The sequence below is a fragment of the Wolbachia endosymbiont (group B) of Eupithecia inturbata genome, from assembly GCF_964030915.1.
Classification (GTDB): domain Bacteria; phylum Pseudomonadota; class Alphaproteobacteria; order Rickettsiales; family Anaplasmataceae; genus Wolbachia.
Genome location: NZ_OZ034987.1, coordinates 1,609,039 through 1,631,475, shown reverse-complemented (window position 1 = coordinate 1,631,475; position 22,437 = coordinate 1,609,039). Strand labels below are relative to the sequence as shown.

General features: G+C 33.8%; 26 protein-coding genes, 1 tRNA gene and 2 pseudogenes. 11 read left to right on the top strand and 18 right to left on the bottom strand.

Annotation, left to right across the window (positions count from 1 at the left end):
* Positions 1 to 14: 14 nt before the first annotated feature.
* Positions 15 to 578: a DNA-3-methyladenine glycosylase gene (locus ACQH21_RS07920; RefSeq protein ID WP_010403621.1), complete on the top strand. Its 564-nt coding sequence runs from the start codon at positions 15 to 17 to the stop codon at positions 576 to 578.
* A 200-nt stretch (positions 579 to 778) separates the two neighbouring features.
* On the opposite strand, the pseudogene ACQH21_RS07915 reads toward ACQH21_RS07920, so the two are convergent.
* Positions 779 to 1,006, bottom strand: a pseudogene (locus tag ACQH21_RS07915) (IS5/IS1182 family transposase); the annotation flags it as partial.
* Positions 1,007 to 1,155: 149 nt separating this feature from the next.
* On the bottom strand, positions 1,156 to 2,175 hold the full coding sequence (locus tag ACQH21_RS07910; protein ID WP_353278828.1) for a P-loop NTPase: 1,020 nt from the start codon (positions 2,173 to 2,175) through the stop codon (positions 1,156 to 1,158).
* Positions 2,176 to 2,564: 389 nt separating this feature from the next.
* Between ACQH21_RS07910 and ACQH21_RS07905 the strand changes: the two genes are divergently transcribed.
* A complete protein-coding gene (locus tag ACQH21_RS07905) occupies positions 2,565 to 3,113 on the top strand; it encodes a WD_0033/WD_0034 family tandem repeat-containing protein (protein WP_425384553.1) in 549 nt (182 codons plus the stop codon).
* Positions 3,114 to 3,192: 79 nt separating this feature from the next.
* Here ACQH21_RS07905 and ACQH21_RS07900 read toward each other — a convergent pair.
* Positions 3,193 to 3,574 (bottom strand): annotated as a pseudogene (locus ACQH21_RS07900) (IS4-like element ISWosp8 family transposase); the annotation flags it as partial.
* Positions 3,575 to 4,078: 504 nt separating this feature from the next.
* On the opposite strand from ACQH21_RS07900, the gene ACQH21_RS07895 reads away from it, so the two are divergent.
* Positions 4,079 to 4,210 (top strand): hypothetical protein, encoded by a 132-nt coding sequence (locus tag ACQH21_RS07895; RefSeq protein WP_281277883.1) that lies wholly within the window; start codon positions 4,079 to 4,081, stop codon positions 4,208 to 4,210.
* Positions 4,211 to 4,237: 27 nt separating this feature from the next.
* The gene (locus tag ACQH21_RS07890; RefSeq protein ID WP_425384202.1) at positions 4,238 to 4,714 is read left to right on the top strand and encodes an ankyrin repeat domain-containing protein; all 477 of its coding nucleotides are present in this window, start codon (positions 4,238 to 4,240) and stop codon (positions 4,712 to 4,714) included.
* Between the two features lie 174 nt (positions 4,715 to 4,888).
* Here ACQH21_RS07890 and tyrS read toward each other — a convergent pair whose 3' ends face one another.
* Positions 4,889 to 6,151, bottom strand: a complete 1,263-nt coding sequence (gene tyrS / locus ACQH21_RS07885) for a tyrosine--tRNA ligase (protein ID WP_264336526.1) — start codon at positions 6,149 to 6,151, stop codon at positions 4,889 to 4,891.
* A 230-nt stretch (positions 6,152 to 6,381) separates the two neighbouring features.
* Positions 6,382 to 6,699 carry a ribosome silencing factor gene (rsfS, locus tag ACQH21_RS07880; RefSeq protein ID WP_064085463.1) on the bottom strand — a complete coding sequence of 106 codons (318 nt, stop codon included), beginning with the start codon at positions 6,697 to 6,699 and terminating at the stop codon, positions 6,382 to 6,384.
* Positions 6,700 to 6,827: 128 nt separating this feature from the next.
* On the opposite strand from rsfS, the gene ACQH21_RS07875 reads away from it, so the two are divergent.
* The 3 genes from ACQH21_RS07875 to ACQH21_RS07865 are packed head-to-tail and all read left to right on the top strand — an operon-like array spanning position 6,828 to position 8,686.
* On the top strand, positions 6,828 to 7,427 hold the full coding sequence (locus ACQH21_RS07875; protein ID WP_064085464.1) for an AAA family ATPase: 600 nt from the start codon (positions 6,828 to 6,830) through the stop codon (positions 7,425 to 7,427).
* Positions 7,420 to 7,908, top strand: a complete 489-nt coding sequence (locus ACQH21_RS07870; protein ID WP_425384201.1) for an RNA pyrophosphohydrolase — start codon at positions 7,420 to 7,422, stop codon at positions 7,906 to 7,908. The genes ACQH21_RS07875 and ACQH21_RS07870 overlap by 8 nt, the downstream gene beginning before the upstream one ends.
* Positions 7,898 to 8,686, top strand: a complete 789-nt coding sequence (locus tag ACQH21_RS07865) for a TatD family hydrolase (protein ID WP_425384200.1) — start codon at positions 7,898 to 7,900, stop codon at positions 8,684 to 8,686. The genes ACQH21_RS07870 and ACQH21_RS07865 overlap by 11 nt, the downstream gene beginning before the upstream one ends.
* A gap of 5 nt (positions 8,687 to 8,691) precedes the next feature.
* On the opposite strand, the gene mdh is transcribed toward ACQH21_RS07865, so the two are convergent.
* Genes mdh through ACQH21_RS07830 form a run of 7 tightly spaced genes read right to left on the bottom strand, consistent with a single transcriptional unit; the run spans position 8,692 to position 12,476 of the window.
* A complete protein-coding gene (gene mdh, locus ACQH21_RS07860; RefSeq protein ID WP_211907691.1) occupies positions 8,692 to 9,636 on the bottom strand; it encodes a malate dehydrogenase in 945 nt (314 codons plus the stop codon).
* Between the two features lie 3 nt (positions 9,637 to 9,639).
* Entirely contained in the window at positions 9,640 to 10,215 is a 576-nt protein-coding gene (locus tag ACQH21_RS07855) for an NADH-quinone oxidoreductase subunit C (RefSeq protein WP_425384199.1), read from the bottom strand.
* 1 nt (position 10,216) lies between these two features.
* Positions 10,217 to 10,720: a NuoB/complex I 20 kDa subunit family protein gene (locus ACQH21_RS07850; RefSeq protein ID WP_425384198.1), complete on the bottom strand. Its 504-nt coding sequence runs from the start codon at positions 10,718 to 10,720 to the stop codon at positions 10,217 to 10,219.
* Positions 10,711 to 11,064: an NADH-quinone oxidoreductase subunit A gene (locus ACQH21_RS07845; RefSeq protein WP_064085468.1), complete on the bottom strand. Its 354-nt coding sequence runs from the start codon at positions 11,062 to 11,064 to the stop codon at positions 10,711 to 10,713. Before ACQH21_RS07845 ends, ACQH21_RS07850 begins: the two co-directional genes overlap by 10 nt.
* Positions 11,065 to 11,081: 17 nt before the next feature.
* Positions 11,082 to 11,450, bottom strand: a complete 369-nt coding sequence (locus tag ACQH21_RS07840; protein ID WP_006014413.1) for an HIT domain-containing protein — start codon at positions 11,448 to 11,450, stop codon at positions 11,082 to 11,084.
* A gap of 6 nt (positions 11,451 to 11,456) precedes the next feature.
* Positions 11,457 to 11,738 (bottom strand): hypothetical protein, encoded by a 282-nt coding sequence (locus tag ACQH21_RS07835; protein ID WP_010403548.1) that lies wholly within the window; start codon positions 11,736 to 11,738, stop codon positions 11,457 to 11,459.
* Between the two features lie 3 nt (positions 11,739 to 11,741).
* Positions 11,742 to 12,476: a hypothetical protein gene (locus ACQH21_RS07830; protein WP_395460882.1), complete on the bottom strand. Its 735-nt coding sequence runs from the start codon at positions 12,474 to 12,476 to the stop codon at positions 11,742 to 11,744.
* 184 nt (positions 12,477 to 12,660) lie between these two features.
* Here ACQH21_RS07830 and ACQH21_RS07825 point away from each other — a divergent pair, with 184 nt between their 5' ends.
* Positions 12,661 to 14,037 carry a UDP-N-acetylmuramoyl-tripeptide--D-alanyl-D-alanine ligase gene (locus ACQH21_RS07825; protein WP_425384197.1) on the top strand — a complete coding sequence of 459 codons (1,377 nt, stop codon included), beginning with the start codon at positions 12,661 to 12,663 and terminating at the stop codon, positions 14,035 to 14,037.
* Between the two features lie 53 nt (positions 14,038 to 14,090).
* Positions 14,091 to 15,041: a complex I NDUFA9 subunit family protein gene (locus ACQH21_RS07820; RefSeq protein ID WP_425384196.1), complete on the top strand. Its 951-nt coding sequence runs from the start codon at positions 14,091 to 14,093 to the stop codon at positions 15,039 to 15,041.
* An 8-nt stretch (positions 15,042 to 15,049) separates the two neighbouring features.
* Here ACQH21_RS07820 and ACQH21_RS07815 read toward each other — a convergent pair.
* The 4 genes from ACQH21_RS07815 to rpmF all read right to left on the bottom strand — a co-directional run bounded on the left by ACQH21_RS07815 (position 15,050) and on the right by rpmF (position 17,443).
* Positions 15,050 to 15,123, bottom strand: a tRNA-Arg gene (locus ACQH21_RS07815).
* A 142-nt stretch (positions 15,124 to 15,265) separates the two neighbouring features.
* The gene (locus tag ACQH21_RS07810; protein WP_264377619.1) at positions 15,266 to 16,222 is read right to left on the bottom strand and encodes a beta-ketoacyl-ACP synthase III; all 957 of its coding nucleotides are present in this window, start codon (positions 16,220 to 16,222) and stop codon (positions 15,266 to 15,268) included.
* Positions 16,215 to 17,252, bottom strand: a complete 1,038-nt coding sequence (plsX, locus tag ACQH21_RS07805; protein WP_010405337.1) for a phosphate acyltransferase PlsX — start codon at positions 17,250 to 17,252, stop codon at positions 16,215 to 16,217. Before plsX ends, ACQH21_RS07810 begins: the two co-directional genes overlap by 8 nt.
* A gap of 8 nt (positions 17,253 to 17,260) precedes the next feature.
* Entirely contained in the window at positions 17,261 to 17,443 is a 183-nt protein-coding gene (rpmF, locus tag ACQH21_RS07800; protein ID WP_029237672.1) for a 50S ribosomal protein L32, read from the bottom strand.
* 234 nt (positions 17,444 to 17,677) lie between these two features.
* Here rpmF and ACQH21_RS07795 point away from each other — a divergent pair, with 234 nt between their 5' ends.
* Both ACQH21_RS07795 and ACQH21_RS07790 read left to right on the top strand, forming a co-directional pair.
* Complete coding sequence (locus ACQH21_RS07795; RefSeq protein WP_425384195.1) at positions 17,678 to 18,460, top strand: MlaE family ABC transporter permease; 783 nt, start codon at positions 17,678 to 17,680, stop codon at positions 18,458 to 18,460.
* Positions 18,453 to 19,154 carry an ABC transporter ATP-binding protein gene (locus ACQH21_RS07790; RefSeq protein WP_010405332.1) on the top strand — a complete coding sequence of 234 codons (702 nt, stop codon included), beginning with the start codon at positions 18,453 to 18,455 and terminating at the stop codon, positions 19,152 to 19,154. Before ACQH21_RS07795 ends, ACQH21_RS07790 begins: the two co-directional genes overlap by 8 nt.
* A 259-nt stretch (positions 19,155 to 19,413) precedes the next feature.
* Here the strand turns inward: ACQH21_RS07790 and ffh are convergent, their stop codons facing one another.
* Both ffh and ACQH21_RS07780 read right to left on the bottom strand, forming a co-directional pair.
* Positions 19,414 to 20,757: a signal recognition particle protein gene (ffh, locus tag ACQH21_RS07785; RefSeq protein ID WP_425384194.1), complete on the bottom strand. Its 1,344-nt coding sequence runs from the start codon at positions 20,755 to 20,757 to the stop codon at positions 19,414 to 19,416.
* Positions 20,742 to 22,301: a proton-conducting transporter membrane subunit gene (locus ACQH21_RS07780; protein ID WP_052264998.1), complete on the bottom strand. Its 1,560-nt coding sequence runs from the start codon at positions 22,299 to 22,301 to the stop codon at positions 20,742 to 20,744. Before ACQH21_RS07780 ends, ffh begins: the two co-directional genes overlap by 16 nt.
* Positions 22,302 to 22,437 lie beyond the last annotated feature (136 nt).

The window sequence follows — 22,437 nt, the reverse complement described above, 5'->3', positions numbered from 1 at the left end:
CTTGTACTTCTATGATGAATAACACAATATTACCAAGAAATTTCTATGAACGGCCAACTTTAACCGTAGCTGGGGAGCTGCTAGGGAAGATTCTGAAATTTTCTAATTTTAGTGGAATAATAACTGAAGTTGAAGCGTATATAGGAATGGATGACCCAGCTTGTCATGCAGCAAGAGGCTATACTAATCGAACCTCAGTAATGTTTGGTACGCCAGGGTTTTCGTACGTATATTTTATATATGGAATGTACTATTGTCTAAATATTGTAACAGAAGCAGAAGGATTCCCAGCAGCAGTGTTAATACGAGGATTAAAGCTCACTGAACCGCTTGAAGCAAATTTAGGCGGGCCAGGCATACTGTGCAAAAAATTAAACATTACAAAAGAACATAATAAACAAGACCTTACTATAAGTCATGAATTTTGTCTCTATGAATATCACCTCAAACCAGATTATGTGTGCACTCCAAGAATCGGAATTAGTAAAGGCAAGGAGAAATTTTGGCGATTTAAAAGTTGCGTTTTAGCAGAAATGCCTAAAATCACACTCAACAATAAATATAGACCTCCTGCATAAACTAGATAAAAAGGCAAATAGCCTTTTATGTTTACCAACAATAGACTTCTTGGATAACCTAAGGATATTTTTTGATCTTCTATGGGGGAGTTGAACATTCCCTTTTTATAAAACTTTTGCATACTCCTATTTAACTTTCATAGCTCTTTATCTTTCTGAAATCTGGATGTTTTATCAATGCATCTTCTATTCAGCCGTTAGCAAGAACTTTCACTTATTCCATAGCTTTGCACTATATGGAAATATGTACGGTATTTACACAAATATTCGAGTGCTATTAATAAATATATTTGGTTTTCCTCCTCTTGCCTTTTTCTTGGCCTCTTCCTCTATTAAAATTTCTATTATTTTTCCAATGTTTTTCTTTTTACTCCTCTTAGTCTTCGAAGCTTCTCTTCATCAAGTTTACTTACCTGCTCAAAATTTATACCTTCCCTAATATTGCTTCTACTACTTGTTTCTTAAGTTATCCAAGAAGTCTATTGTCTGTTCAGATACGAGGTAGCTGCTGCCATTTGAAATATTTTATTCACCTAAAATTACATTCTACCTATTTTAAAAGTAGTTTAAAAAAACTTTATAGACTGCATACAAAAGACCTAACATCTTTAGCAATGCCTTCATAAATCCTTACTAAATCCTCACTTAGTATTGAAGGATTTCCACAATCAGAAGCACTACATATTTGCGGATCTAGAGGAACTCTGCTCAAGAGTTTGACTCCCAGCTCTTCAGACATTTTTTTTGCACCACCTTTTCCAAATATGTGTATTTTTGAATTATCTTGAACAAAATAGCTCATATTTTCCACAATGCCGATAATTGGCACGCTGAGCTTTGTGAACATATCATAAATTTTTTGTGCATCGATTAAAGCAAGCTCCTGTGGAGTTGAAACTATTATTGCTCCAGTTAAACTAAAATTCTCCATCAGACTTAAATGTACATCGCCAGTGCCAGGCGGTGTATCAATGATTAAATATTCTATATCAGACCACCTTGTTCCCATTAGCAAATTGTAAAGTGCTTTTGTGATCATAGGTCCACGCCATATTACTGCGCGGTCCTTATCAATAAAATAGCCAATTGAAATAGTATAGAGACCATGTTTCTCTATAGGCATTGCTTTACCACTCTGTATTTCTGGTTTTAATTTCTCAGTGCCCAACATTTTAGGAATCGAAGGACCATATATATCTGCATCAACTAGCGCAACTTTATGTTTTAATTCTGCTAACGAAAGAGCTAGATTTAGTGCAACTGTCGACTTACCCACACCTCCTTTACCAGAAGCAACGACAATTATATTTTTCACTCCTTCGATATGAAGTTTAGCTTTTTGTTGCCTAGCTTGTTTTTGACCAGTAGCAACTACAGTAACCTTTCCTACTCCCGGTATCGCCTTAACAGCTTGCTCACAATTTTTTCTTAATTCTTCATTTGGCTCAGTAACTTCAAGAGCAAAAGCAACATCTTTACCTTTAATAACAATTGAGGATACTACACCAACATTCTTACCACTTTTCTTCTCTATAACCTTTTTTAGGCTCTCTCTTACGGTTTCCTCATTAACCTGTGTAAATTTTTTCCAGAACATATGATGAAATTTTTTCTATTGGTGTATACTAACATAGAATAATTAAACTGCACTGACTTTAAAACGAGGTTACAAGAATATGCTAAATCATCAAAATTTAACACGAAAACAAAAAGATTTGTATTTTTAGCTAAAAAGATCTATATGGAATGGAAGGAGCATCAGCGATATCTTGGAAGCAGTTTCAGGAAATGATTTACTAAAGTTCTTATCACTTGATATACTACACGATTTCCAACAGGTGGAGGACGCACTTTAACACTGCTTAGCCTAGCTATACATAGAGACAATAATGAATGTGTTAATTCTATTTAGAACAAGCTCAAAACAATGGTATACTACAAGATATTCTTACTACTGCAAATATTATAAACTATCAAAATGGTTTGATGTACACCTTAACATCGCTTGGCTTTGCCATACATCATAATAAGGGAAGGTATATTAATGTTATTTTAACAAAAGCCCAAGAAAATGGTATATTACAAGATATTCTTGCTTCTAGAAATATTGTACAGTATTTAAATATTATAGCGTATACTTTAACGCCACTTAACTTTGCTATATATAAAGGCAATAACGAATGTATCACTATTTTAATACGAGTTCAAAATAGTGATACACTACGAAATATCCTTACTTCTAAAGATATTGTGCAGCTTCCAGGCGTGACGTATGTCATTAAACCATTTGCCTTTGCTATATATAAAGGTAATAATGAATGTATCAATTCTATTTTAATACGAGCTAAAAATAGTAGCATGCTACAAGATGCATTTACTGAAGTAAGTACTGTACTGTTTCCATATGGTAGATATACTTTGAATGCTTGTGAGCTAGCTGTAGTTGTTAATGAGAACAATGCTAGTATTAGGACTGCATTAGATAATGTATCTATTTCTTCTAGGTATGTTAGAGAAAATAGCAAAGTTAATTAATTTCTTAAGTAACTCTTTCTTGCAAGTACTACTTTTTTATGTATCTGTTCAGGCAATGGCGTTAACTTAAGAGAATAAATTAGCAAGCTCTCCTAAAGACATTATGGCGTTTAGGCTTATCTACTTTATTGCGGCTATACAATCTTCACGTTAACTTTAGTGCGTATTTTAAAAAGGGCTTGAAAGTTTTTTGGTGCTAATAAGCACCTGATAAAGTTTCTGTCTCATTACACCAAATAAAACTGAAAAATTTAAACGATACTCAGCAATTTGATCTGGGTTCCAAGGCTCTTGTGCATCACACATATGAAGTATTGCACATGACCAAGTTTGCACAAAATTCTTGTTTCTAAATTTATCCCAGAAAAATTCTCTAATTCTCCTTCTACTTTGAGTCGTTTATAGCACTCCTCTATGTGACACCTTAATAGATCAGCTTTACTGATATCTTCTTTATTGAAATAAAATAGAAACCAAAGGTCCTATTTTTCACAGTATTTTACTCCTTAACATCTTTCCTTAAGTTGACGCCATTGGGCTTTGTTGAATCGCTATCTACGATGGATAAAAGATAAAAATGTAGAATATCAATAGCTTATTATTCTAGCATTTATAGTAAGGACAGTCAGTAAATATCTAAATTTAAGTAAAAGAAGTTTTACTATCATTCACTAATCTAGCTAGAATTCAAGAATTTCAATGCTTTAGCTATTTTAAGTAGAATTAAATTTACTAGTACAAACAATAAATTACTATTCTTAAATTTGATCAGATTGATTGCAAAAAATAAGATTTTCAATAAGCTGCTTGTATAGTTAACCTTTCATAGATAGTGATGCAACAAAGCCCGCTGGAATCTAGTTCATATTATATATTTATCTGATAAGTTCCATGTATGTGTAATTTATTTAAATTGACTTCTTATCATATAATTAAATACATTATTGAAAATTAAAGGTAAGGTTATGGCAATGGAAATTTCAAATTGGCACGAATTATTGAGTTTAGTTAATGTTGACAAAGATTTAAGCAAAGATAACGTAATTGAAAAAATACAAAATGAGCTGAAAAGATATTCAAAGGAATATGAAGAGTGAGAAAAGTCTGGCTTTGATATAAATTATGTGTTTAAAGATGGTGAAAAAGTGACTCTTTTGCATTTAGCTGCTTCCTGTAACCTAGAAAATATAGTGAACTCTCTCATAGAAAAAGGTGCAGGAGGAGAGACTCCTTTACATGAGACTACTCATCTTAAAAGTATAAACATAGCAAATGTTCTAATAAAAAAAGGTGCCGATGTTAATTCAGTAGATATGTTGGGAAATACTCCTTTACACTATCTTAATCGTTCAGCAATTAAGAAAGGGCAGATTGCTGGTGGGGCAGCTACATTATTAGGTACTGCTATAGCAGTGGCACTTTTTGCAACTCGAACAGTGACAGCTGAGTTAATACCTATAGTTATAGCAGTGGCTGCAATTACAGCAGCAGCACTAACGGTTGGCAATGTAACATATAAACTGTTAAAGCCTAATACTAAAGTTGATGGAGTAGCAGTCTTAACAAATGTGCGTGAAGAAAGTGCTAGCATTACTTTATAATAAGGTTTCCTAGTGCTGAGATTCCAGATCAGATACTAAGTTGGTAAATACGAAAGCGCTTTACAATATTTTTGTGCGAAAGAAAGTGCCAGCTACTCGTATAATACCCATTTATTCTTGTAGTTGTCTTTTCCCGCCTACCTTATTTTACCACTCTGCTGAACAGATACAAATTCACTTTCTTACTTCACTCACTAAAATTTTAATATGGCGTTTCTTTCCTGCAGACAATTTTATGAATGACTGATCTTTGAAGCTCTCAGAATTTATTATATAGTTAACATCATTTATAGTATTATCATTAACTTTGCATCCATTGCCCTGTATTAAACGCTTTGCCGCACCTTTTGAAGGTTCAAAACCGGTGTCATGAAGCAAGTCTATCAGGAGTATGCCATTTGCAACTTGTTCTCTTGTGATAGTGTAACCAGAAAGCAATGAACTGTCTTCATTTTCAAAAGCAGAGATTGCAGCAGATCGTGCAAGTTTCGCTTCTTTACAACCGTGACATATTTTTGTCACTTCTGTTGCCAAGACCTTTTTTGCTTCGTTTGTTTCTTGATCCTTCAAGGACTCTAGTTTTTTAATTTCATCAATTGATAAATCAGTGAAAAGTCTCAAAAAACGACCAACATCTTGATCATCAACATTGCGAAAATATTGCCAGTAGTCATAGGGCTTTAGCATGCTACCATCAAGCCATACTGCTCCACTTTCAGTTTTGCCCATCTTTTTTCCTTGTGCGTTTAATAAAAGAGGTGTGGTAAGACCAAACAGCTCAGGTAAATTTAACTTTTTGCCAAGTTCAATTCCGTTTACTATATTTCCCCATTGGTCTGACCCTCCAATCTGGAGACGACAGCCATACTTTTTATTCAACTCGACAAAATCATAGGCTTGTAACAACATGTAATTAAACTCGAGAAAGCTTAGATTTTGCTCCCTATCTAGCCTAATTTTCACACTATCAAAGCCTAACATGCGATTTACAGAAAAATGTGTCCCTATATCACGCAAAAAGTCTATATATTTTATGTTATCTAACCAATCTGCGTTGTTTACTATGATTGCACCAGTTTTTCCATAATCGAAAGATATCATCTTCTCGAGGGTTTTCTTTATACCAAGTATATTTTGATTGATATCTTCTATCGGCAAGACGCTTCTTGCTTTGTCTTTACCAGATGGGTCACCAATTTTTGTTGTGCCACCTCCAAGTAGAATTATTGGCTTATAACCGAATTTTTGTAGGTGACGGAGCATCATGATTTGAATGAGACTGCCAATATGCAAACTTGGTGCCGTACAATCAAACCCAATGTATGCAATTATATAATTATCTTGTGATAATAGCTGGTCTAACCTATCAATGTTTGTACATTGATATAGGTATCCTCTTTCTTGAATGAAGTTTAAAAACTCGGATTTATGTTTCATAATATGTTATTTTGTGTGTAAACGGTGTTGTTAACGATGGCGTCATTCCAGTGCTTGACGCTGGAATCCAGTTTATTATGAAATTTCATCAAAAATGTTGTATAGTGTGCTCGTTTATGATTAAGTTTTCTAGATTCCAGTGTCAAGCACTGGAATGACACCACCAACTTCATAAGGGTTGCCTTCAAAATTACAACATTTGAGCAAGTGTATACCAGCTACCTGGATAATCAATTCCATAACTCTTCTATCTTATAATATTCTCTTACTTCTGGCCTGAATAGGTGAACCATTATACCTTGAAAATTCACAATCACCCAGTTACCTTCATCCATACCTTCTACATCTATTTTATCATATTGCTTGAGATTTTTCATCACTTGCTCAGCTAATGCTTTTACATGGCGGCTCGAATCACCGGATGCAATGATCATATATTTTGCAATGACAGTTTTATTCTGTACATCAAAAGTAACTATATCTTGACCTTTGTTTTGATCTATTACATCTACAATTGTATTTTTTATTGATTCTGTATCACCATTCATTATTCTAAATTATATAATTTATCTGTAATGATACACTCAAAATTTCTGAATATGAACTGTTTTTGATATGTTTCTAGTGTAACGTTTATAATACATATATTTGTAATATATGATAGTTTTCTGATGGTATGATCATTTACTTAATCGGATTTCCGGGTAGTGGCAAACTTACGATTGCAAAAGAGCTGTGTAATATTATTGATGGGGTGATAGTAGACAATAACCTGTTTAATAATATTATATTTGATATGATTGATTTCAGAAACGCTGAGGTTACAAGTGAAATATGGGAAGAAATTTTTGTGATTAGAGAGAATATGTTAGCAATATTGGAAAAATACCATATAGAATCAAAGCATTATATATTTACAAACGAATTGATAAAAGGTGATTCCTATGATCAAAAAGTATATAACTCAGTGGTGAATTTAAGTAAAAAAATGAACGTGGAGATTCTCCCTGTGGTGTTATATTGTAATAGTGGAGAACTAGTAAAGCGCGTTCAATTAAAGGAAAGAGAGCAGGAGAGAAAAATTACTGATTCAGATTTTGCTATGAGAAGAATTAAAGGAAAGAAACTATTTGTGCCTCAAGGTTCACTTGAAATTGATAACTCAAACTTAAGCGCAAAAGAAGTTGCAAAAAAAATTGTTGAAAAAATGAATAGTAAAAAAGTAGTTGGAACTTCTATGATAGATAATTTAGCAACAGAGAGTATTTGTGATTAGTGAGGAGAAAGAGTATCGCCCTTGTGTTGGCATAATGTTATTTAACAAACAGGGAAATATTTTTATTGGAAAACGTTTTGATAGTGACTCTTATTGGCAGATGCCACAAGGAGGAGTTGATGAAGGTGAAGAGCTAGAGCAGGCAGCGCTACGTGAGCTATTGGAGGAAGTTGGTACTGATGAAGCAGAAGTTGTGGCTCAAAATAAAGAGTGGATATATTACAACTTACCCGAGGAAGTTATACCGATATGCTGGAATGGGAGATATTCTGGCCAAAAGCAAAGGTGGTTCTTAATGAAATTTTGTGGGAAGGATAAGGATATTAATATTAACTATACTGATCATCCAGAGTTCAAAGAGTGGCGTTGGCAAAATGTGGATGATTTGGTAGCCAGTGTCATACCGTTCAAAAAAGAAGTTTATAAAAAAGTGATAGAAGAGTTTTCTTCTATCATAAAAGGATCTATTTATGATAGTTGATTCTCATTGTCATCTAATTTATTTTTCTGATGATGAAATACCAAAGGTAATTTCAAGAGCAGAGCAAAATGGTGTGAGAATTTTGCATAACATATGTATAAGCATTAATGATATCCCTAAATTATTAAAAATCTCTTCATCCTATGATCAAGTCTACTGCTCCGTTGGTATACATCCGCTTGATACTACTGTGGAAAAAGGTGAGTGTATAAATGCTGATGAATTGATTGAATTTACTAAGGGCAAAAAGGTAATTAGTATCGGTGAAACCGGATTAGATTTTTATAAATCTGATAACAAAAGCAATCAAAAAAAAAGTTTTGCATCACATATAGAAGCGGCAAAAGTAACAGGATTACCTTTAGTTATTCACACTAGAAATGCTGATAGTGAGATGATTGATATGTTAAATTCAGAAATGAAGAAGGACGCTTTTAGTGGAGTAATGCATTGTTTTGCTTCTTCTAAAGAGCTTGCTTATAAGGCTATGGACTTGGGATTATACATTTCATTTTCTGGAATTATTACTTTTAAAAATGCGAACTTACTAAGAGAAATTGCACAAAATGTGCCACGTGAGCGTGTTTTAGTTGAAACTGATGCACCTTATCTATCACCTGAACCTTACAGAGGAAAAAAAAATGAACCGGCAATGGTAAAATATGTTGTGAATTGTTTAGCAGAATTATGGAATGAATCGCCGGAACAAGTAGCAAAAATAACTACAAATAATTTTTTTAGGCTGTTTTCGAAGCTTGAGCTCAAAGAAATTCTATAGGGCAATTAATTTAGCTGACAGAGCTCTTTTACTGCACTTACAGATTTATAAAACATCTCTTGTTCACTATCGTTCATTTTAACTTCTAGAACTTTCTCAACTCCATTTTTGCCAATAATAGTAGGAACACCAATGAATAAGTCTTTCACACCATATTCACCATTAAGATAAGCAGCGCATGGTAATATACGCCTTTTATCTTTTAAGTATGATTCTAGCATGCTTATGGCTGAAGATGCAGGAGCATAGTATGCAGATCCAGATTTAAGTAGATCAACTATTTCTTTTCCACCATTACGAGTGCGCTCAACTATTTCATCAACTTTTCCTCGCGTAATCAAGCCCATCTCAATGATTTGGGTAAGTGGAATGCCAGCAATTGAAGCATAATTGATTAGTGGTACCATAGTGTCACCATGTCCTCCAAGCACAAAAGCAGATACATCTTCGACAGAAATATTTAACTCACTTGCAAGAAAATAACGAAAACGAGCAGAGTCAAGCACTCCTGCCATACCAACAATCATATTAGTTGGCAGACTTGAAGATTTGTATACTACTGAAACCATAGCATCTAAAGGATTGGTAACCACTATTACAAATGCGTTTGGAGAATGTTTTTTAATATTTTCCCCAACCTCTTTCATTACTGCAGCATTAGTTTGCAGAAGGTCATCTCTGCTCATTCCAGGTTTTCTGGCAATGCCAGCAGTTATTATAATTGCGTCAGAGTTTTTTATATCTTCATACCTATTTGTACCAGTAATATTGACATTAGATCGATCAATAGGAGATGATTCTGTAATGTCAAGCGCTTTACCTTGTGGTATTCCATCGCTTACATCAAGCAAAATAACATCTCCTAGCTCTCTTAGTGCAATCATATGGGCAAGAGTCCCACCGATATTTCCTGCACCAATCAAAGATATTTTTTTTCTTTGTGCTGTCATTTTCTACTCCTTTATATTTACTTTTGTGGCTTTACTACCTTCCCAAGGGGATAAGCTGTCAAACATACGAAAATCTTGTGGTAAGTCTATAGGATTATATACAACCTTTTTTGCCTCTATATCGTATCTTACTTCCTCGTAGCCAGTGAGAGGAAAATCTTTTAACATTGGATGACCTTTGAATCCATAATCCGTTAAAATCCTACGTAAATCTGGGTGATCAGAAAACTCTATTCCATACATATCAAATACTTCACGCTCAAACCACGAAGCTGCGTTAAATATCTTTGCTACACTTAGAGGTATATCACCTTCACATAACTGAAGCTTTATGTGCACTCTGATATTGTGTACAACGCTGAGCAAATTGTATATTAGCTCGAAACGTTTTTCTCTATTTGGGTAATCAACTCCAAAAACGTCAACTAATAATTCAAGCCTACACTTTTCATCATCACGTAGAAAGAGTAAGTGATTTTCAATGTCATTCAAAGCTGAATATATTACAATAGTGCCATCATTTTTCTGAATACATTCACATTTAGTCTTTTTTTGTATGTATTTTGCAGTTTTATCCATGCTATATATTTTTAGTTCGTTTTATTTTATTTTGTAGACATAGCATTCCATATAGCAACGCCTCAGCAGTTGGAGGGCATCCAGGAACATACACATCAACTGGCACAATTCTATCGCAACCACGGACTACTGAGTAAGAATAATGATAATAGCCACCGCCATTTGCACAACTTCCCATAGAGACGACGTATTTGGGATCTGCCATTTGATCATAAACTTTACGCAATGCTGCTGCCATTTTATTAGTTAACGTGCCAGCAACAATCATAACATCTGCTTGCCTTGGGCTTGCACGAAAGATTATGCCATATCTATCAAGATCATAACGACTGGATGCAGTGTGCATCATCTCTACTGCGCAACATGCAAGACCAAATGTCATTGGCCACAATGAACCAGACCTTGCCCAGTTCATTATATAATCTATTAAATCGCCAAATTTAGTGATAAGAAAACCTTCTTTTTTGTAACGATTACAGTCGCCATTAGATAAATTTATTCCCATTCCAACGCACCTTTACACCACTCATAAATAAAGCCTATAGTAAGTATTGCAAGGAATATCATCATAGACCAAAATCCGCAATAGCTTATTTTAGATAAAGAAACGGCCCAAGGGAAAAGAAAAGCAATTTCTAAATCGAATATTATGAACAATATTGCAACTAAGTAAAATTTTATGTCGAAACTTTTTCTGGCTCTTGATAAAGGATTAAAGCCACACTCATATGTAGAAAGCTTTTCACCATCTGGGTTACTGACTGCAAGAAACATAGGTAATACACCTAAAGTAAAGGATACTACAATTGATACACAGATAAAAATTAATATGGTTAAATATTCACTCATTTAAAAAACATATAACACTATGAATTTACATGCTTTCCTAATCTTTTACCACCTAAAATATGTATGTGAAAGTGCGGTATAACTTGCTCTCCATCTTTACCGTGATTAGTAACTAATCTATATCCTGTTTTTTCTAAGTTATATTTATGTGCTATTTCTCTAACAGTTTTAAAAAAACTTACTATTTCCTCTTCGGAAGCTTTCAGAACAAAATCATCGTATGAAACGTATTGAGCTTTTGGTATAACTAGAATATGAACTGGTGCATCAGGATACTTATCACGAAAAGCTAGCACATTTTCATTTTTATGTATTTCCTCATAAGACAACTCACCTCTTAATATCTTAGCAAAAATATTAGTGTCATCATAAGCTGTACTACCCATACTTTATTAAATTCCTGGTCCTCTTCTATTTTGCTTATGATTTGGTGTAGAAGGTGGGCTTATTGCTGCTTCGCTAGAAGCATCTTCAAGACTTGAAACGTCTTTTAGCTGTATATCTTGTCCACGCAAAACTGACCCATAGTCCATTTGGTGTCTTTTTGAAAACGTTTCTATTCTTTTTGCCCTTCTTGCAGCAATAACTTCTGGTTGTAAATGATACATATCTCCAGGAACAGTTAGGCTATGATACCTTTCCTCTATTTTAACTTCTTTCATAACACTCTCCATAATTTATTTCCCCCTACCTCTTATGCTTTCGCAACTTTCAAAATCTTGTTTAATAGCTTTTTGCCAATTATTTAGAATTTTCTCTGATGACTTTTCTTTATCCATGGGCCTTACAACTTCCTTTGACTGCTGCTTTTTACTATCGTATCCACTATACAACTTTTCTGCAATATCATACAGCAACTTTCGGTCTGTGTGAACTTTAAACTCTCCACCAGTAATTTTTGCCAAATTTTTGAGATCATAATCAATTTTATTATAAATTCCTTCAAGAGCGTACTTTTTCATTACTTTTGCATCTATACCTGGATTTTTATCTTTTATTTCTTGGATAATCTTCTCAACATCAACTTCAATTACAATTTTGTTTTCTTCTCTAGAAATAGTTATATTTGGCAGATCTTTCCTTATTTTATCTAATTTCTCTGGACTCAAGTAAGGTATATCCCCCGTTAAAGTTCTTGACGCTAAAAAACTTACCTTTCCTTTTCCTTGTTTTGTTATTTGTATGCCAAGGTACTTACTAGCTTCTGTGGTTTTTATAGGTGGGTCATATTTCTCTTCTTCTTTAGGTACATCACTCACAGCCTTTTTTAATGAAACTTTAGCATCATGCTTCATTTCATCAATTGAAGCAAACGGTTTCTTTATAGGATAAATAAGTGCTTTAGGCACAAGAAAAAACACGCCTTTTATCTTAGCCAAAATAGACTTTTTATTTGACTCATCTTCTGCCATACATACCTCCAAGTCACTTTCTACAATCAGATAGTAAAATACACCCAATTATAGACGAAAATATTTAAGCTTGTATATCTATTATAAGATGAAATTATAGAGATAGCAATCATTATTTGTACATTACCAAAGTATGTAGTATTTTTGCTGCTTTTCTTGTTCAAATTACCTTTAAAGATAAATTATGTTAAAATGGAACGCAAATAATATTATCGATGCTACTGGCGGAAGAGGGGAGGGTGTTTGTAATTCGGTATATAGCTCAAATATTTCAACGGATACAAGAAGCATAAAAAAAGGTGATTTATTTATTGCTCTCAAGGGAAAGAAATTTGATGGGCATGATTTTCTACATGAAGCATTTTTAAAAGGAGCTGTTGCTGCGGTAGTAAGCGAAGATAAATATAGAAATTTTCCTCTAATTATTGTGCAAGATACTCTAAAAGCTTTGCATAATATGGCATCATATTACATTAGAAATGTTCTTGTTAATGCTAAAGTTATTACAATTACAGGTAGTGTCGGGAAAACGACTACAAAGGACATGCTGCACACTGTTCTATCGCAATATGGAGGGTCTTATGCAAACAAAGATAACTTGAATAATAATATAGGATTACCTTTTACTATTCTAAAAGTCCCAAAAAACTGCCAGTACTTAATCCTTGAAATGGGAATGAATAGAGCTGGTGAGATAAAAGAGCTATCGAAGATTAGCAATCCGGATATTGCAGTTATTACCAACATCGAACCTGCGCATGTTGAAAATTTTTCATCTCTACTTGATATTGCGCAAGCGAAGTTAGAAGTCCTATGTGGTATGAAAAATAATGGTACTTTGGTTTTGAACAAGGATAATAAACATTATGATTATCTTTTATCAAATGCTGACAGAAATGTAGTGAGCTTTGGTAAGAATGAAAGTGCTACTGTTCGTTTGTTAGACCTAATAAGAAACGATAGCGGTATAAATTTAAAAATTAAACCGCACAACGGTCAAATTATAAACTGTAATTTACGTTTGCGGGGTGAGCATTTTACATACTCTGCATTAGTTGTGACAGCAGTTGTGCAAAGTCTAGGACTTGATTTATCGAAATTACCACTAGCACTTGAGAATTTTACTGTAACAGAAGGTAGAGGTAATGTTCATCAAGCTAAATACAATGGAAAATTAGTACATTTGATTAACGACTCCTATAATGCTAACCCTACTTCAATGAAGGCTGCAATAAGAACTTTAGGTACATATTCTAATTTAAGAAAAGTGGCACTACTCGGCGATATGTTAGAACTTGGTAATGAAAGCATAGTATTTCATACAGAATTGCTTGACTCTATAGTAGAACAAAATGTGAATAAAGTTCATACAGTTGGTAAATTTATGTTAGAATTGAATAAACTTTTACCGGAGAATATAAAAGGCATGCATTTCGATGATTCTAACCAATTGAAAAGTAATTTAGCTAATATTGTTCAAGGTAATGATGTAATTTTAGTTAAAGGTTCTCATGGAATGAGAATGGACCTTATAGTGCAGGAATTCACAATAGAATATTAAATAAAACTATTGTATTAATTTAAAGTTAAGTTAAGTTATTGGAAGTTTTAACTGTGATAAAACGTATAGTTATTTTTGGTGGAACGGGATTTATAGGAAAACACATCGTAAGACGCTTGGCAGCGGCGGGGTATTTAATAAGAATATTTACTCGTGATCAGGAAAAAGCTGCTTGTCTAAAGTTATGTGGCAACTTAGGGCAAATATCAATACTTGAAGGAGATTTTTTTAATGAAAAATCAATTTTAGAAAGTATGGAGGGGTGTGATGTTGTTATAAACTTAGTAGGAATATTATATGAAAAAAGAAAATACGATTTCTATACAGTTCATGTTGGAATAGCTGAAAGAATAGCAAAAGCTGCGCAAATAAAAAATGTATCCATGATGATACATTTTTCTGCCATGGGAATAGAAAATGATAAGTTATCAAAATATGCCCAAAGTAAATTGAAAGGTGAGAAAGCTGTAGCTTCGGCGTTTCAAGGAGCAATGATAATTAAGCCCAGTCTTGTATTTGGTAAAGAAGATAATTTCTTTAATAAATTTGCAAGATTAGCAACAATTCTTCCTTTTTTGCCGTTGATCGGTAGTGGAATAACGAAGTTTCAGCCGATATGTGTAACAAACTTAGCTGAAGTGGTATACCGTATTATCAGCTTTAATAAGCAAGATAAAAAAATTTATAATATAGGTGGATCAAAAGTTTACTCTTTTAAAAGCTTATTAAAGTTTATTCTGAATGTGACTAACAGAAAGTGTCTACTGATCAATGTACCTTTTCCAATGGCAAGATTGATAGCCTTTTTCTTAGAAAGTAAAGTTATTTCTGTGCTGTTAAAACCTATAACTGGAGATGCAAGCCCTATACTTACTCGAGATCAGGTGAAAGTTATGATGAGTAGTTCAATCGAAAAGTCAGATGATCTCGAAACAATGAAAATTAGACCACTAGCAATTGAAAATGTGGTACCAGAATACTTGAAAATTTATAGAAAGCATTGATAGAAGAATGTGCCCGGTAGGATTCGAACCTACGACCCACAGCTTAGAAGGCTGTTGCTCTATCCAACTGAGCTACGGGCACACATCATATATAAAATGCTTCTTAGTACACGTGAAGTCAAGTATTTCTTGTGAATATAATGTTTGTGATAATATCTCAAAACTTTGTCAGTACAGCATGTAACGATAAAATTGAGAAAAAAGAAGCGTGGGTAATAGGAAGTCTAATAGCGCAGTAACACAGAACCCCAGGCTAAACCTGCACCTATTGAAATCAGCAATATCAGATTTCCTGACTTTATTTTTGATTCTTGTACTGCATAGTCTAAGGCTAGTGGAATTGACGCTGCTGAGGTGTTTGCATGCTTATCAACTGTATTAATTACTTTTTCTATAGGAAAATCTAATTTCTTTACTACTGCTTCAATAATGCGAATGTTTGCTTGATGGGGAATTAACCAGTCAATATCAGTAATCTTCAAACTATTGCATTTTAGAGTTTCCTCTACTGAGGCTGTTAATTTCTCTACTGCATGTTTAAACACTTCTCTTCCATTCATAAGTATCTTTCCAGAATCACGAGTAGAGGATATTCCTCCGTTTGTACATAATAAGTCCACATTGCCATCAGAGTGTAAGTTTGTTGATATAATGCTACTGCTACTCATTTCTGATTTCATTATCACTGCACCAGCACCATCACCAAAGAGTACACAAGTTGACCTATCTTCCCAATCAACAATCCTAGACATTATTTCAGCACCAATAACAAGCGCGTATTTAATTCTATCGTTAGACTTTATAAGTGAATCAGCAACTGTAACTGCATATATAAAACCAGAGCATGCTGCCTGTACATCAAAAGCAAATGCGTTTTTACACTTTAATTTACTTTGTATAATCGTTGCACAGCTAGGAAAAGTTTTGTCAGGTGTTGTTGTTGCAACTATGATCAAACCAATTTCATCTATTGAAATTTTCGCTTTTTCTATAGCATTTTTCGCTGCATTAACAGCTAAATCTGACGTTAGTTCTCCTTCATCTGCTATATGTCTTTGAACTATTCCTGTTCTTTGCCTTATCCATTCATCGTTTGTTTCAACTATCGATGCAATTTCGTTATTACTCAAAATTTTTTTTGGTAGGTAAGAACCAGTGCTCAATATGAAACTTTTATTCAATATGACTTACCCCGTTAATTATCTTCTGGTTTAAATTTTCACTGATTGCATTTACTGCAAATTTTATAGCGTGAGCAAAAGAAATAGCATCAGAATTTCCGTGGCTCTTTATAATGATACCATTTAGCCCTAAAAACATAGCTCCACTTCTAATTTTAGGATTAAAACGCTCTAATGCTTTATTTAGCTTGGGTTTCAACAATATGCCGACAAGCATTTTTGTCATCCATGAATTAAATACTTCCTGTTTTATTAGACTGATAAAAGTACCAGCAGTTGCCTCAGCTGTCTTGAGCATTACATTACCAACAAAACCATCAGCAACAATTACGTCTATATTACCATCTAAAAATTCACTTGCCTCTATATATCCTTTGAAGTTAATACTTGGAGCATTTTTGAGTAACTCAAAAGCTCCTCTTACTGAGTCAGTACCTTTCACTTCTTCTGTACCAATGTTTAGCAAAGCGACTTCAGGATTTTCAACTTTTAATGCTATTTTTGCAAATATACTCCCCATTAATGCAAATTGAAATAATGAGTCAGTATTACAGTCAACATTTGCACCAAGATCAAGCAATGCAAAGCTTTTTGTCTTAGTTGGACAGACAGATGCAATAGCAGGACGATAGATATTGGGTAATGTTCCTAAAATAAATCTGGAGATAGCCATCAATGCTCCAGTGTTGCCTGAAGACACCATTCCAAAAGCTTTACCTTTTTTCACTGCTTCAACAGCTGCCTTCATACTTGAATCTTTGCGATGTTTCAGTGCAAAAGAGGGTTTATCATTTGGAAGAACATTATCAGAGCAATGGGTAAATTCGGAGTTATCGATTACTTTTTTGTATTTTGAAAGCAAAGGAGATATTTCTTTCTGATCTCCATAAATATGAAAAAAAACTTCAACACCTGGATCAACAAGATTATCCAAGAAAAAACTAGCACCCTGAATTACGGAAAGAGGTGCAAAATCCCCTCCCATAGCATCAAGTGCGATAACTATGTTGTTGTTGACCGTGGGTAACATATCATGAGTTACTCCGCCTTTTGTTTAATGAAAACACGTTTTCCTTTGTAACTATTGTCAACTGCTATGTTGTGAGGCAACATGAATTCTCCAGTTGTTGCACATACCACAATATTCTTAGGCTTAATAGTATGATGAGAACGATGCATATTACGCCTTGACTTTGACTTTTTTCTCTTCGGAACTGCCAAAACTTACTCCAATTCAATTATATAACACAATTTATTAGTAGCATGTTTTTTACAAGAAGTAAATAGCGAAATAAGTAAGGTTTTCTTATACAATTCAGTCTTATAAACTTAAACTCAAGCATTTTGATCAAAGTATATTGAACTTAAGATATATCTTGACTATACTCTGCGATAGAGTTAATAAAAATTTTAATAAAATCAGTAAAACTAATTTTTAGCTAAGATAAATGCAAAGTGAGTTCCTTTGATGTAAACAGTGTTAGAATAATCGGTAGGTGCTTTATCAACTTTCTGTTGAGGCTTGGTAACGCATTTGTGTTTTTTATTCAATCTCTATACCACTGCTTTGTGCCACCGTATTATTTTAGCAATGTAGCAAAACAAATTATAGAGATAGGCTTTTTCTCTTTACCAATTGTTGGGCTCACTGGAGTTTTTATAGGAGCGGTGATAGTTTTACAAAGTAGCTTAAGTGGTCTATTGATTAATCAAGAACAAGTAGTACCTAAGCTTGTTACGATCACTATCATTAAAGAGTTAGGGCCAGTTTTGATTAGCTTAATAATGGTAGGAAAGGTTGGGTCCTCAATTGCAGCAGAAATTGGCACGATGCGCATCACTGAACAAATAGATGCACTTACAACTTTGGACATCAATCCTTTCAAATATTTAATTGCACCAAGAATTCTAGCGTCAGTTATAGTATTTCCAATACTTACAGTATGTGCAGATCTAATAGGAATATTTGGAGGGTATGTCACCGCAGTCTTTGAATTTAACCACAATTTAAATATATACATAAAATATACAGCTCAATTCTTTAATATAAGCGATTTTGTTGTTGGGCTAATGAAAGCGACTGCTTTTGGGGCTATAATTTCTGTTTCAAGTTGTTATTACGGTTACCATTGTAGAGAAGGTGCACGAGGAGTAGGTGTTGCTACAACATCAACTGTTGTTTTTTCGTCCATATTGATCATTTTAGCAAACTACTTGATTACTTTGATACATGTATAGCCCCATAATATCAATATTGAACCTAAGCTTGTCTTTTGATGATAGAACGATATTAAACAACATAAGTTTTAATATATCGAAGGGGGAATCATTAGTCATACTTGGCGGCTCAGGAAGTGGTAAATCTGTATTAACAAAAATAATCATTGGATTGCTAAAACCAGACTCAGGGTCTATTAAAATAAATAGTGAAAGCAAAAATAAATTTGGAGTCTTATTTCAAAATTCTGCTTTATTTGACTACGTTACAGTGTGGGAAAATATATCTTTTAATTATAAAAAGCGCTTTAATATCAGCGAAAAGGAGGCAAAACAGCTAGCAATCGAGAAGTTAAATGATGTTGGACTGGAGGAAAGCATAGCAGATATGTTTCCAATCGAGCTATCAGGCGGAATGAAAAAAAGAGTAGCACTTGCAAGGGCGATTGCGCACAATCCAGAAATTATTGTATTGGATGAGCCAACTTCAGGATTGGACCCAATTATGTCAGATATGGTAAACGAGATAATAATAAAATTATCTAAAGACTTTAACCCTACAATTATCACGATTACACATGATATTCATAGTGCATTTAAAATAGCTGATAAAATAGCAGTATTATACGAAGGGAATATTATCTACCACGGAACTGTCCAAGAAATACAAAATACTAATAACGAATATATAAAAAAATTCATTCATTATATATAGCTATAGGTTTACAAACGATATTGTGAATGCCATATCTAGCCTAACTTGAGCTACTGACAATTGTCGTTCTGTTACTAGTGTAGTGCCACGGTGGTATGGTGTGTTAGCTATAAAACAACGCATTAAATATAGCTAAAGTAACTTATATCAATTTTTATTATTATGCCAATTCCAACTGCGGAAATTTATTGAATTTGTTACTTCACTACTCAACAGCAGTTACAACTGATGATTTTATTTCATTCTACTACCTGCTGATTTATTTTCTGCTCAGCATATCCATTAAATCAGATTCTTTGAGTTTATTATGATCAACTTTACTGAATTTATTCACCATAGAGCTCATTTGATTATACTGCTTAATTAGAAGATTAACGTCAGTTACACTTGTTCCGGACCCCTTAGAAATTCTAAGTCTTCTTTTGCCATTTAAAATATCTGGATTTTGCCTTTCTTTTTCGGTCATTGAGTTTATGATGGCTATATATTTTTTCACTTTATTGTCGTCTGGCACACTGCTACTTAGCTTTTTTATGAATGAACTAGGGATGAATTTCATTATGTTGCTAATGCCATCCATTTTACTCAGAGTTTTTAACATTCCCACTAGGTCGTTTAGGTCGAATTTACCCTTTTTTACTTTCTTTTGTAACTTATCAATTTCTTCCTGACCAACAATCTCAGCAGCTTTTTCAACCAATGATACAACATCACCCATGCTAAGTATCCTTTTTGCAATTCTATCGGGATAAAAATCATCGAGGTCACTTAATTTTTCACCACAAGCAATAAATTTAATTGGACAATCGGTGATCATTTTCATAGAAAGAGCAGCACCACCACGTGCATCACCATCAACACGGGTGAGAATAATGCCGGTTACACCTATTACCTCATTGAATGATTTGGCAATGTTGACCGCATCCTGGCCTATCATTGCGTCGGCTACTAAAATAACTTCTGCAGGTGAAGCTATTTCCTTTACGGCTTTCAACTCATTCATCATATTATTGTCAATATGAAGCCTGCCTGCGGTGTCTAGTATTAATACATCATAATTATCGTTCTTTGCTGCTGCCAGTGCCCTTTTTGTAATTGCAATAGGCTCCTCATTTATTACTATAGATAAAGTTTGTACGTCTATCTGTTTACCCAGCACCTCAAGTTGTTTCTGGGCAGCCGGCCTATAAATGTCTAAAGAGGCAAGCATCACTTTTTTCTTTTGCTTTTTTAGCTTTAAAGCAAGCTTTCCTGAGGTAGTTGTTTTACCTGCACCTTGTAAGCCCACCATCATAATCACAGCAGGGGGTTTAACTGCTAGATTTAAGTCACTTTTCTCTGATCCGAGAACTGCAACTAAATTATCCTGCACAATTTTAATTATCATTTGTGCTGGAGAAACACTTTTTATGACTTTTTCCCCAATCACTTTATCTTTAATGTCGTTGATGAATTTTTTTGCAACTTCAAGTGAAACGTCAGCTTCAATTAAAGCTATACGTATTTCACGCATGGCAAGATTAAAATCATCTTCAGAAATGATCGACTTTCCTCTCAGTTTACTAAATACAGAATTTAAACTTTCAGTTAACGATTTAAACATAATAGCATTAGTAGAATACTCATTAAAAAGAGAGAAGAAGCTGAAACAAAACTTACTGAGTTATAACTTAGCACTTCTTTAAGTTTAGTAATATTATTAAAGTATAAATTAGTAAGTGAATTAGTCAAGTTTTGCAGTACGTTGGCAGACATTTCTCTCACTTTAAAGACCAATTGATTGAACAGCAAGACAATATAGGGTACGAAAGCTCTAAAAATCCAATCAATATCCATTTTAAAATTTATTCTTGGGTAAAATAACTTGCGTAAAGGAATAAACAATAAAGTGGTACATAATAACAAATTAAATTGCGACAAAATATTTTTTGTGTTGTACACAAAATCGAAAATCGAAGGGTTATTGTAAATAGGCAAGTAAGGGTTGCCAGCAATTATACATATGAATGCTAAAATAATCATTGTTATTCTACCTTCTTTCCCTTCTGAAGGTTTGGACTTGCTTTTAGCGATAAATATGTAATAGAAAAACTTGAGCCCCACGCTTAAATAAAGCAGTAAATTTAGAATCTTGTATAAATTTTTATACACTTCTAAATTAGCACCACTTGCTTCAATCTCGGCTGTAATGTATGATTTGCTAATAAATCCAACGGTTCCAGGAAATGCAGCCACTGTGAATATCGCAATTATAGCACACATGCCTTCGACTGACATCAATTTACCCACTCCATTAAAACTAATTGTTTTTGTCCGCGAAATAATCGCATTGCTAACCACAAACAATAATGATTGATAAACAAGAGAGAAAATTATGTGTAGCATCAAAATTGGTATTGCCTTTTCCGAAGGGCTGAGTAAACCTCCTGCAATAATCAGCAAGCCCATTTGTCCTACAACATTATAGCATAGAAATCTACGAATATTTTGCTCAAGAGAAGCAAATATAATGCTGTAAATTACAGTGATGGCGCCTACAAGTGCTAATATTTCAGTACAATCTTGCCATAGGGTGTAAGTGTGTAAAAGCATCACTAAAAAAGAGACTTTAGTGGTAAATAAAGAGAGATATGTAGTGCCATGTAGTGATGCAGCAGGATATGCATCAACAACCCAAAACGAAAAAGGAAAACAAGCGCAGTTTATCAATAAACCCAAAATTATCAGGTTAGTGCTTTGAAGTGCCAATCCTGCTGTCAATATAACTCCAACCAAAAAGTGTACACAAGCGTACCTTATTGCAGATCCACTATCTCTACAGCTAGCTGCGATAATAAAAAATGCACTGATGGTCATTAATTCAAAGAATATTATAACCAACATTATCTGCTTGGATAAAATTGCACAGAGTGAGCAGGTAGTATAAGCAAAAAAAGATAGCATCTCTGAAAAAGTCAAATTTTGTGTTGGTAGAACAGCTAAAAATGCAACTGATAAAAAAGATATTAGTACGATACGAAAAGATAAATCAAAATTTAGAACTGGATGAGAGCAATTCAGTGTAGTACCTAAATTTTCAGGTAATATTAGGACTATCACTATTAATGTAGTCAACAGAAATAGCAATAAAAATTTATAAAGTTGCACAATGATGTAAAACAGTATGGTTTATGCTACCTCAACATACAAATAAAATCAATTTGCATATTAACCACTAGTTAAGCTAATTACCATATAATTATATCAGGGTTTAGAAGGTTATAGAGAAACCGGTCAGATTAGG